Annotated in this window: 9 protein-coding genes; 6 read left to right on the forward strand and 3 right to left on the reverse strand. The window is 73.0% G+C overall.

The window, feature by feature from the left end:
- Window positions 1–2: 2 nt before the first annotated feature.
- Entirely contained in the window at window positions 3–956 is a 954-nt protein-coding gene (locus RIF68_RS12685; protein WP_309051308.1) for a hypothetical protein, read from the forward strand.
- Window positions 957–1018: 62 nt separating this feature from the next.
- Here the strand turns inward: RIF68_RS12685 and RIF68_RS12690 are convergent, their stop codons facing one another.
- Window positions 1019–2296, reverse strand: coding sequence for an MFS transporter (locus RIF68_RS12690; RefSeq protein WP_309051314.1), 1278 nt, complete (start codon window positions 2294–2296; stop codon window positions 1019–1021).
- A gap of 104 nt (window positions 2297–2400) precedes the next feature.
- Window positions 2401–2946 carry a methylated-DNA--[protein]-cysteine S-methyltransferase gene (locus tag RIF68_RS12695; protein ID WP_375165057.1) on the reverse strand — a complete coding sequence of 182 codons (546 nt, stop codon included), beginning with the start codon at window positions 2944–2946 and terminating at the stop codon, window positions 2401–2403.
- A gap of 195 nt (window positions 2947–3141) precedes the next feature.
- Between RIF68_RS12695 and RIF68_RS12700 the strand changes: the two genes are divergently transcribed.
- The 5 genes from RIF68_RS12700 (at window position 3142) to RIF68_RS12720 (ending at window position 10201) form a co-directional block, all read left to right on the forward strand.
- Entirely contained in the window at window positions 3142–4038 is an 897-nt protein-coding gene (locus RIF68_RS12700) for an MHYT domain-containing protein (RefSeq protein WP_309051309.1), read from the forward strand.
- A 71-nt stretch (window positions 4039–4109) separates the two neighbouring features.
- Window positions 4110–6254, forward strand: coding sequence for an excinuclease ABC subunit UvrB (gene uvrB, locus RIF68_RS12705; protein ID WP_309051310.1), 2145 nt, complete (start codon window positions 4110–4112; stop codon window positions 6252–6254).
- Window positions 6255–6407: 153 nt separating this feature from the next.
- On the forward strand, window positions 6408–6986 hold the full coding sequence (locus tag RIF68_RS12710; protein WP_309051311.1) for a TerD family protein: 579 nt from the start codon (window positions 6408–6410) through the stop codon (window positions 6984–6986).
- 113 nt (window positions 6987–7099) lie between these two features.
- Entirely contained in the window at window positions 7100–8965 is a 1866-nt protein-coding gene (locus RIF68_RS12715; protein ID WP_309051312.1) for a TerD family protein, read from the forward strand.
- 231 nt (window positions 8966–9196) lie between these two features.
- The gene (locus RIF68_RS12720) at window positions 9197–10201 is read left to right on the forward strand and encodes a TerC/Alx family metal homeostasis membrane protein (RefSeq protein ID WP_309051313.1); all 1005 of its coding nucleotides are present in this window, start codon (window positions 9197–9199) and stop codon (window positions 10199–10201) included.
- A gap of 81 nt (window positions 10202–10282) precedes the next feature.
- Here the strand turns inward: RIF68_RS12720 and RIF68_RS12725 are convergent, their stop codons facing one another.
- Window positions 10283–11563 (reverse strand): MFS transporter, encoded by a 1281-nt coding sequence (locus tag RIF68_RS12725; RefSeq protein ID WP_309051316.1) that lies wholly within the window; start codon window positions 11561–11563, stop codon window positions 10283–10285.
- Window positions 11564–11751 lie beyond the last annotated feature (188 nt).

Genomic DNA, 11751 nt, shown 5'->3' on the forward strand with positions numbered 1-11751 from the left:
CCCTGATCCTCGGCGGCGGCGCCGCCGCCTACACACTCCGCGCCGCGGCGGAGCGGGAGACCGCCGTCGCGGCGACCGCCGACACCGGCTTCACGCTCGACCAGGGGACCGGCGTGCTCCACGTCCGCGACACCGCCACCGGGCGCGTCGCGCGCGTGGACCCGGCCGCGCCCGGCGGCCGGATCGCGGGCGGCCCGTCCTGCGACCGGTTCCACACCGCCGGAGGCACCGCCCTGTGCCTCCGGCGCCGGCCGGGCGTCCCGGCCCGCACCGACGCGCTCGTGCTCGACGGCCGGCTGCGCGAGGTACGCCGGGTCACCGTGCCGGGCACCCCCAGCCGGGCCAGGGTCTCCGCCTCCGGGCGGATGCTCTCCTGGACGACCTTCGCGACCGGCGACTCCTACGCGGGCAACGCCTTCTCCACCCGGACCTCGATCCTGGACCTGCGGACGGGCTACCTGGTCAAGAACATGGAACAGATCCCGCTCACGCTCGCCGGACGGCGCCACCACGCCCCGGACGTCAACTACTGGGGCGTCAGCTTCGCCGCCGACGACAACCGCTTCCACGCCACCGTCTCGACCGGCGGCCGCACCCACCTCGTGGAGGGCGACCTGCGTGCCTGGTCGGCGCGCGCCCTGCGCGAGAACGTCGAATGCCCCTCGCTCTCCCCGGACGGCACCCGGCTCGCCTTCAAGAAGCGGGTGAGCGACGGCCCGCGCGAGCCGTGGCGGCTGTACGTGTACGACCTCCGCACCGGCCGCGAGCACCCCACCGCCGAGCGGCGGGGCATCGACGACCAGGCTTTGTGGACGGACGCCGGCACCCTCGCGTACGGCCAGGGCGGCGGCGTCTGGACGGTCCCCGCCGACGGTACGGGCGCGCCGCGCCTCCTCGCCGCCGGCGCGAGCTCCCCGGCGGTACCGGGCCCCGCCCCCTCCGGCCCGCCCGAGTGACCGGCACCGGCCGGGCACGGGCCCACCCGAGGAACGGGCGGGTGGCCCACCGCCCGCGCGGCTCAGCTCCCGCGGACCGTGCTCCGCAGCGCCAGGGCGGCCATCGGCAGCAGCAGACAGGCGGCGATCGCGTTGAGCGGACCGTAGCCCGCCTTGGCCACGACCAGACCGGCGGCGAGGCCGCCCAGGCCCGCCGCCGTGTTCATCACGAAGTCGGAGAGGCCCTGCGCCGCCGCCCGCTGCGCCTGCGGCACGGAGTCGGTGAGGAGCGCCGAACCGGAGACCAGCCCCGCCGACCAGCCGAGCCCCAGGACGAAGAGGCCGAGCGCGGTCTGTCCGTGGCTCGGGCCCGCCGTGCCCGCGAGCAGCGCGGCCAGCGCGATGAGCCCGGCCGCGAGGCCGATCACGGCGCGCCGGCCGAGCCGGTCGGAGAGCCAGCCCATGACGGGGGAGAAGGCGTACATTCCGGCGATGTGTCCGCTGATCACCAGGCCGATCAGCTGGATGCCCGCCCCGTGGTGATCGAGGGCGACCGGGGTCATCGACATGATCGACACCATGGCGGTGTGGGAGACGGCGACCGTGACGACGGCGAGCCGGGCGGACGCGGACTCCCGTACGGCCCGCATGCCGGCCCGCAGGGAACGGTTCTCCGGCGGCCGGCCCGGCGTCTCGGCGTCGGCCAGGGCGCGGGCGGTCAGGAGCGGGTCCGGGCGCAGCAGCAGGGCCACGACGGCCGCCGCGATCACGAAGACACCGGCGGCCCAGACGAAGGGTCCGGCCGTGGCGGGGATGCCCAGGCCGGTGACGCTCTCCCCGGCGGGCGCGGCCACGTTCGGTCCGAGGACGGCCCCGACGGTGGTCGCCCACACCACCATGGAGATGGCGCGCGCCCTGCGGTCGGCCGGCTCCAGGTCGGCGGCGGCGAAACGGGCCGCGAGATTGGCCGAGGAGCCCGCCCCGAAGCCGACCAGGCCGGCGAGCAGCAGAGGGAAGCTGTCGACGGCCGCGCCGAGCACCGCCACACCGGCCCCGAGCGCCCCGAGCAGATAGGCGAGGACCAGCCCGGCCCGCCGTCCCCGCGCGGCCATCAGCGCGGCCAGCGGCATGGCGAGCAGCGCGGGCCCCGCCACCGTCGCCGTGGAGGCGAGGCCCGACAGCGCCTCCGTGCCGCTGACGTCCTTGGCGAGGACGGCGGCGAGCGCGACACCGATGGCGATGCCGAGGCCGCCGAGGATCTGGGTGGCGATCAGGACGGCCTGGACGCGCCGGCGCAGAGCGGGGAGCGCGGCGGGGGCGGGCGTTCCGTCCGAGAGCGCACTGTCAGGGGTGTCGGGCATCTTGGTCACTTACGTGAGTCTGCCAGCCGTCCCCCACGAGGGGAACGCCCCCGGGTCCGCCTGCGACGGCCCGGCCGCACCCCGCCCGCTCCGAGCACGCCCGCTCAGAACAGCGGCTCCGGCAGCACCCCCTCCAGTGCCAGCAGCCGCCGCTTCGTCTCCAGGCCGCCCCCGAAGCCGCCGAGTCCTCCGTCGCTCTCCACCACCCGGTGGCACGGCACCACCACCGGCAGCGGATTGGCGCCCATCGCCGCCCCCACCGCCTGCGCCCCGCCCGGCTGCCCCACGCGCCGCGCCAGCTCCCCGTACCCGACGACCGTCCCGTACGGCACGCCCGCCGCCAGCTCGCGGAGCACCTGCCGGTTGAAGCCGGCCGTCAGGGACCAGTCCAGGGGCAGGTCGAAGCCGCGCGGATCGCCCGCGAAGTAGCGGTGGAGCTGACGTATCGGCTCGGCGAGCAGGCCCGAGGCACACTCCACCGGCCGTGTCCCCAGCTGCTCGGCCAGCCGGCCGAGCATGCGCGCGCGCCGCTCGGCACCGGCGTGGAACTCGACCCGCACGAGCCCCTTCGCCGTCGCCGCCAGGAGGAGCGGACCGATCCCGCTCTCCACCACCGTCCACTCGACGGCGGACCCCGCTTCCATGTCCATGCGCTCACCGTACGACCCGCCACCGACAGCCGGTCCGGCATCACGGCGCGGTCTCGCTCAGGTCTCACCAGGGGAAATTCCCCGGTCGCATGGTCGCCCGGGTCCGCGCGCGCCATAATCTCGCCCCGGGGGCAGTACCCAGCGGTTCCGACTGTTTTCGGACGAAGTTGTACCAGGGGTGGAGGGCACACGCTCATGCAGGGCACGGTCGACGGTTTCAGCTACGGGCTCGTCACGCCCGTGGCCGCCTTTCTCATGGCCTGCCTCGGCGGTGCCCTCGGACTGAGGTGCACCACCCGGTCGCTCCGCCACGACGACACCTTCAAGGCCGGCTGGCTCGCCCTCGGCGCCACCTCCATCGGCACCGGGATATGGACCATGCACTTCATCGCGATGATGGGCTTCTCGGTCCGGCAGGCGCCGATCAGCTACGACCTGCCGATCACCTTCGCCAGCCTGGGTGTCGCCGTCCTCATGGTCGGCATCGGGATCTTCATCGTGGGCTACCGCGCGGCGACCGCCCTCACCCTGGTGACCGGCGGCACCATCACCGGTCTGGGCATCGCCACCATGCACTACCTCGGCATGGCCGGCATGCGCCTGGACGGCCGGATCGACTACGACACCCTCACCGTCGCGCTCTCCGTGCTCATCGCCGTCGTGGCCGCCACCGCGGCCCTCTGGGCCGCCGTCTCCGTCCACGGATTTCTGGCCAGCCTCGGAGCGAGCCTGGTGATGGGAGTCGCCGTCAGTGGTATGCACTACACCGCCATGTCGGCGGTCAGCGTCCACCTCCACGGCGGCGACGCCCCGGCCGGCCCCGGCGACACCGCCACCTCCCTCCTCCCGATGCTGATCGGCCCGGCGGTCTTCCTGATCCTCGCGGCCGTCGTCGTCATGTTCGACCCGCTGCTCGTCATGGGCGAGCCGGACCGGCACCGGACCCCGGCCCGCGCCGTGCACCGCCCCGGCATCCCCGCCCCCCGCTACGTGCCCACCTACGGTGAGCCCGCGAACTGGTCCTCGCGCCCCGCCGGACGCGGCGCCCGCAGGGCCGTCCACCGGGCCGGACACCGCTCCCAGGACTGGTGAGCCGGGCCGTCGGGGCCGGGCGGTGAACCGATCACCGCTCGACTGTCGGTGCGGGGTCGTACGGTGGTTGCATGCGGCCCGTTTCCAAGATCGAACGTTCGGTGGCGCCCTTCGAGGTCGTCAGTCCCTACCAGCCCAGCGGCGACCAGCCCGCCGCCATCGCCGAGCTCGAGCGGCGCGTCCGCGCGGGCGAGAAGGACGTCGTGCTGCTCGGTGCCACGGGCACCGGCAAGTCGGCCACCACGGCCTGGATGATCGAGAAGCTCCAGCGCCCCACCCTGGTCATGGCGCCGAACAAGACCCTGGCCGCCCAGCTGGCCAACGAGTTCCGCGAGCTCCTGCCGAACAACGCGGTCGAGTACTTCGTCTCGTACTACGACTACTACCAGCCCGAGGCGTACGTCCCGCAGTCGGACACCTACATCGAGAAGGACTCCTCGATCAACGAGGAGGTGGAGCGGCTGCGTCACTCCGCGACGAATTCGCTGCTCACCCGCAGGGACGTCATCGTGGTCGCCTCCGTCTCCTGCATCTACGGCCTCGGCACCCCCCAGGAGTACGTGGACCGCATGGTCCCGCTCAAGGTCGGGGAGGAGATCGACCGCGACCAGCTGCTGCGCCGCTTCGTCGACATCCAGTACACCCGCAACGACCTGGCGTTCACCCGGGGCACCTTCCGGGTGCGCGGCGACACCATCGAGATCTTCCCGGTGTACGAGGAGCTCGCCGTCCGCATCGAGATGTTCGGCGACGAGATCGAGGCGCTCTCCACCCTCCACCCGCTCACCGGCGAGGTCATCAGCGAGGACCGGGAGCTGTACGTCTTCCCGGCCAGCCACTACGTCGCCGGACCCGAGCGCATGGAGCGGGCCGTCAACGACATCGAGCGGGAGCTGGAGAGCCGCCTGGCCGAGCTCGACAAGCAGGGCAAGCACCTGGAGTCCCAGCGCCTGCGCATGCGGACCACGTACGACATCGAGATGATGCGCCAGATCGGTTCCTGCTCCGGTATCGAGAACTACTCGCTGCACTTCGACGGACGCGAGCCCGGCTCCCCGCCCAACACCCTCCTCGACTACTTCCCGGAGGACTTCCTCCTGGTCATCGACGAGTCCCACGTCACCGTGCCGCAGATCGGCGCCATGTACGAGGGCGACGCCTCCCGCAAGCGGACCCTGGTGGACCACGGGTTCCGGCTTCCCTCGGCGCTGGACAACCGGCCCCTGAAGTGGGAGGAGTTCCAGGAGCGGATCGGCCAGACCGTCTACCTCTCCGCGACCCCCGGCACCTACGAGCTCTCCCGCTCGGACGGCTTCGTCGAGCAGATCATCCGCCCCACCGGCCTCGTCGACCCCGAGGTCGTCGTGAAGCCCACCGAGGGACAGATCGACGACCTGGTCCACGAGATCCGGCTGCGCACCGAGAAGGACGAGCGGGTCCTCGTCACCACCCTCACCAAGAAGATGGCCGAGGACCTCACCGACTACTTCCTGGAGCTCGGCATCCAGGTGCGCTACCTCCACAGCGACGTCGACACCCTGCGCCGCATCGAGCTGCTGCGCGAGCTGCGCTCCGGCGAGTACGACGTCCTGGTCGGCATCAACCTCCTCCGCGAGGGCCTCGACCTTCCCGAGGTCTCCCTCGTCGCCATCCTCGACGCCGACAAGCAGGGCTTCCTGCGTTCGGGCACCTCACTGATCCAGACCATCGGCCGCGCCGCGCGCAACGTCTCCGGCCAGGTCCACATGTACGCGGACACCATCACCCCGGCGATGGCCCAGGCCATCGACGAGACCAACCGGCGCCGCGAGAAGCAGGTCGCGTACAACACCGCGCACGGCATCGACCCGCAGCCGCTCCGCAAGAAGATCAACGACATCGTCGCGACCATCGCCCGCGAGGAGATCGACACCGACGAACTCCTCGGCACGGGGTACCGCCAGTCCAAGGACGGCAAGGGCGCCAAGGCACCCGTCCCCTCGCTCGCCGCGCACGGAGCCCCCGGCAAGGGGAAGGGCAAGGGCGCCGGCCGGTCCGGCACCGTCGAGCTGGGCGACCGTCCGGCGACCGAACTGGCCGCGATCATCGAGGAGATGACCGACCGGATGCGGGCCGCCGCGGCCGAGCTCCAGTTCGAGGTCGCGGCCCGGCTCCGTGACGAAGTGGGCGAGCTGAAGAAGGAGTTGCGCCAGATGAAGGAGGCGGGGCTCGCCTGACCGTCCGCCCGCGCGGCAGGCGGTCCGGTGTGTTGCAGGAGCGACACAAAACCGGACCGCGTCTGCTGCGCTGTCGGTGTCCCTGCGTAGGGTGCTGCCCAGCCGCACGCACACGACGGCGGGCGCGGGGAACGTCAACGAGAGGGGCAGCGCGTGACGGTCAACATGACCAAGGGGCAGGCCATCAGCCTGGAGAAGCAGGGCGGGGGCAGCCTCGACCAGGTACGGATGGGGCTCGGCTGGCAGGCCGCGCCGCGCCGGGGCCTCTTCGGCTCGCGCACCCGGGAGATCGACCTGGACGCCTCGGCCGTCCTGTTCGCCGGCAAGCAGCCGGTGGACGTGGTCTTCTTCCGCCACCTGGTCAGCGACGACGGCTCGGTGCGGCACACCGGTGACAACCTGGTCGGCGGTGTCGGCCAGGGCGGCGACGACGAGGCGATCCTCGTCGACCTCCAGCGCGTCCCGGTCCACATCGACCAGATCGTCTTCACGGTGAACTCCTTCACCGGCCAGACCTTCCAGGAGGTGCAGAACGCCTTCTGCCGGCTCGTCGACGAGACGAACGGGCAGGAGCTCGCGCGCTACACCCTCGACGGCGGCGGCCAGTACACGGCGCAGATCATGGCCAAGGTGCACCGGGCCGGTACGGGCTGGCAGATGACCGCCCTGGGCAACCCGGCCAACGGCCGCACCTTCCAGGACCTCATGCCCGCGATCCTGCCGCACCTGTAACACGCGGCCCGCGTACGCACCGACAGCTCCCGGCGGCACAGGCCGCCCGGGAGCTGTTCCGCAGGAACCACCCGGCGCCCGGCCGGGGACACGCCGAGGGGAACAGAGCCGAGATGACCGCCGAGCTGGTCCGGGGGCAGAACCACCCCCTGCCCGACACCCCCCTGGAGATCCGGGTCTCGGCCGGTCATCCGGTCGTCGCCCTGGCCACCCTCGGCGACGCGGACGGCCGGGTCACGGGCGCCGAACGGGTCGCCCACCCCGGCGCGCCCGCCCTGCCCGGCATCGACGTGCCGCGTCCGGCCACGGCCGAACACCGTTTCGCCGTCGACCCGGCGGCGCTCCCGGAGACCGTCCACCGGGTCTCGGTACTGCTCGTCCTGCCCCCCGGCACGAGCGGCCCCGACCGCTTCGGCGCGGTCGCCGCCCCCTTCGTCTCGGTGTGCGACCAGGAGGGCCGGGCCCTCGCCGAGCACACCCTCACGGGCCTCGACCGCGAGACCGCCGTCGTCGCCCTGGAGCTGTACCGGCGCCAGGGCGCCTGGAAGGTCCGCGCGGTCGGCCAGGGGTACGAGGGCGGCCTCGCCGCGCTCCTCGCCGACCAGGGCGTGGCACGGCCCGCCGAGCTCGCTGACACGGTCCTCGAAGCCGCCGCCCGGCCTCCGGCCTCCGCCGCCGGAGCCCCGCGGGACGCGGCGCGGAGCGTCTCGCAGGACGGGACGGGCGGCGGGACCATCAGCTACACCCACCCGCGCCGCCGGCCGAGCGCCCCCGCGCCCGATCCCGCCCCCGCGCCCACCGTGCCCGCGCCCGCCTCGGGGGAGGCGGACCCCGCCTCCCCCTACCCCGCCCCCGTCGCCGGTGACGCCGCCGGCTGGTCCATGGACGAGCGCCTGTACAACCAGGTCTGGGGCATGTTCGAGGACCTGGCCCGCACCGCCGCCGCCTACCGCAGCGCCCGCGACTTCGCCGAGTCCCGCCTCGATCAGGAGCTGGACCAGGTGCTCGCCGACCCGCGTGCCCGGATCAGCGGCGCGGGTGACGCCGCCAGGGCGGCCGCCAAGGCCCGGCACGACGACCTCGTGGAACGGGCCCGGGAGGTCCTCGACCGCGACCTGGACCGGCTCGCCGCCGAGGCGGAGGTGGTCGAACCCGCCCTCCCCGTCGCGTACGCCCGCTGGGACAACCCGGCCTGGCACGCCTACGGCGCGCCCGACGAGCCGCCCATGGCCGTCCGCCTGGGTGACCTGCACCTCCCCGAGCGTCCTGAGCTGCGCATCCCGCTGCTCGTCCGGCTCCCGCTGGAGCGCGGGATCTGGGTGGACAGCGGCCGGGACCGCTCCGGAGCGGCCGGCGCGCTCGACACGGCGGAACTGCGGCGTCTCGCCCTCGACACCGCCGTCGCGCACACGGCACGGTTGCTCGCGGTCCACCCGCCGGGACGGTTCGCCGTCCACGTCCTCGATCCGGCCGGCTCGGGAACCGCCGCCTTCGCGCCCCTCGTGGAGACCGGCGTCCTCGCCGCCCCCGTGGCCCGGGGCGCGGCCGGCGTCACCACCGTCCTGGAGCAGCTGACCGAACGGGTCGACCTGCTCCAGATGGCGCTGCGCGCGGGCGCCCCCGACGCCCTGCCGCCCGGTCTGGACACCGCCCGGCAGCTGCTGATCGTGCACGACTTCCCGCACGGCTTCGACGACCGGGCCGTCACCCGGCTGCGGTACCTCGCCGACGAGGGGCCCTCGGCCGGGGTCCATCTGCTGCTCGTCGCCGACCGGGAGGACGCCGCCGCCTACGGCCCGGTGCTCGACCCCCTGTGGCGTTCGCTGCTCCGGCTCACCCCGGTGCCCGACGACCACCTCGCCGATCCCTGGGTCGGCCACGCCTGGACGTACGAGCCGCCGGTGCTCCCGCCGGGCAGCGCCGTGCTCCGTCAGGTTCTCGCGCAGGTGGCCGGGGCCCGCCCGCAGAACCGACGGTGACCTGCGCTTTTGGCTCCTCTTTACCCTCCCCTTTACCTTCTCTTGGTTCTTCGGGTAGTGTTCTTGGTGCGGAGGGGAGTACTCCCCATGCGCGGCGTTCCCGTCAGTACGGACGGATCACGGTGATCCGACCCGGGGCGTCGGCCCGGTGGCGGCACACGCGCCGCCCGGGTGGAAGAGACCTCCGGCAGCGACGACGCTGATCAGTAGCCGTACGACGCCGGAGGCGCAGTGGACGTTTCAATGACCCTGTGGGTGCTGACCATTCTCGGTCTGTGTGCCCTCATCGGAGCCGACTTCCTCATCGGCCGCAAGCCCCATGACGTGTCGGTGAAGGAAGCCGGCATCTGGACGGTCGTCTGGATCGTCCTCGCCGTCCTCTTCGGCCTCGGCCTGCTGTTCTTCGGCAACAGCCAGGCGTCCGGAGAGTTCTTCGCCGGATTCATCACCGAGAAGTCGCTGAGTGTCGACAACCTCTTCGTCTTCGTCCTGATCATGGCGAAGTTCTCGGTGCCCTCCCACCTCCAGCAGCGCGTGCTGCTGATCGGTGTGCTGATCGCCCTGGTGCTCCGCGCGATCTTCATCGCGGCCGGCGCCGCGATCATCGCCAGCTTCTCCTGGGTCTTCTACATCTTCGGCGCGTTCCTGATCTACACCGCCTGGAAGCTCATCCAGGAGGCGCGCTCCGACGAGGAGGAGGACGACTTCGAGGAGAACCGTCTCCTCAAGTCCGTCGAGAAGAAGTTCGGCGTCGCGGACCGCTACCACGGCACCAAGCTGTTCATCCGCAACAACGGCAAGCGGGTGCTGACGCCGCTGATGGTCGTCATGCTGGCCATCGGTACCACCGACGTCCTCTTCGCCCTGGACTCGATCCCGGCGATCTTCGGCCTCACCCAGGACCCGTACATCGTCTTCACCGCCAACGCCTTCGCCCTCATGGGTCTGCGGCAGCTGTACTTCCTGATCGGCGGCCTGCTGAAGAAGCTGGTCCACCTCAGCTACGGCCTGTCGGTGATCCTCGGCTTCATCGGCGTCAAGCTCGTGCTGCACGCCCTGCACGAGTCCGGCGTCCACGTACCCGAGATCTCGATCCCGTTCTCCCTCGCGGTCATCTGCGGCGTGCTGGTCATCACCACCGTCACCAGCCTGATCGCCTCCAAGAAGCAGGAGCGCAAGGAGGCCGAGGAGGCCGCGGCCACCGGGTCGGGCGAGAAGGACAGCGTCGGCGCCTGACGCCCACGGGCGTACGCCCCACCACACGGCGACGGCCGGCCGGGAGTCCTCCCGGCCGGCCGTCGCCGTGTTCCCGGCCCCTCAGGCCGGCGCGCCCTCCACCGCCGCCGAGCGCTCCGGCAGCGTCTCCGGCAGGAGCGCGAAGCAGCCCAGGCTCAGCAGAGCGAGCAGCGTGAGATAGGCCGCCACCCCCCAGGGCGGCCCCGAACGGCCCTCCGAGAGCGCCGTGGCGACGAGCGGGGTGAGCGCGCCGCCCAGGACGCCCGCCAGGTTGTAGCCGACCGCGGCGCCCGTGCAGCGCACCCGGGGCTCGTACAGCTCCGGCAGGTACGCCGCCACCACCGCGAACATCGTGATGAAGGCCAGCAGCGCCCCCAGGAAACCGAGGAACATCAGCAGCGGCCGCCCCGTGTGCAGCAGCCCCACCAGCGGGAACATCCACAGCGCCGCGGCCGCGCAACCCGCCAGGCACAGCGGGCGGCGCCCCCAGCGGTCCGCGAGCAGAGCCACGAACGGGGTGACCGCCCCCTTGATCGCCACGGCGGCCATGACGCAGGTCAGCATCACCGTGCTGCTCACCCCCAGCCGCTCGGTCCCGTAGGCCAGCGCCCAGGTGGAGACCGTGTAGAAGATCGCGTACCCGACCGCCAGCGCGCCGGCCGTCAGCAGCACCAGGCGCCAGTGGCCCCGCACCACCTCGGCCAGCGGGGCGCTCGCCCGCCGTCCGGTCGCCGACAGCTCCTCGAACTGCGGGGTCTCCGCCAGCGAGGAGCGCAGCAGCAGGCCCGCGGCGGCCAGGACACCGGCCACCCAGAACGGCACCCGCCAGCCCCAGGAGCGGAACTCGGCGTCGCTGAGCCCCGCCGAGAGCCCCAGCATCACCCCGTTGGCGAGGAGGAAGCCGACCGCCGGGCCGATCTGGGGGAAGCTCGCCCACAGCGCGCGCCGGTGCGCGGGCGCGTGCTCGGCGGTGAGCAGCACCGCCCCGCCCCACTCGCCGCCCAGGCCGAGGCCCTGCAGGAAGCGGAGCGTCAGCAGCAGCAGGGGCGCGGCGATGCCGATCGACCCGTACGCCGGGACGCAGCCGACCGCGACGGTGGCGCAGCCGGTGAGCAGCAGCGAGACGAACAGCACCGGCCGCCGCCCGTACCGGTCACCGACGTGGCCGAAGACGATCGAGCCCAGCGGGCGGGCGAGGAAGCCCACGGCGAAGGTGCCGAAGGCCGCCAGCGTCCCGGCGAGCGGCGAGAAGGTCGGGAAGAAGAGCGGCCCGAGGACGAGGGCCGCGGCGGTGCCGTAGATGAAGAAGTCGTAGAACTCGACGGCCGTGCCGACGAGCGAGGCGACGGCGAGCCGGGCCATCGAGGGGACGCGGGACGGCGACGGAGGGTGACTGTGGCGCATGTCGCGCCAACTACCCGCCGGGCGTCCCGGTTACGGGGGGCGTGCGGGAGCGCGTGGAAACGGTGTGCGCGCCACCCTGGTCAGAGGGGTCACCGCCGGGGGAACGGTCCCGGCCGGCGCCGGTTCACCAGCCGCGCTCGCGCCAC

The organism is Streptomyces sp. (genome assembly GCF_031178505.1).
Classification (GTDB): domain Bacteria; phylum Actinomycetota; class Actinomycetes; order Streptomycetales; family Streptomycetaceae; genus Streptomyces; species Streptomyces gulbargensis.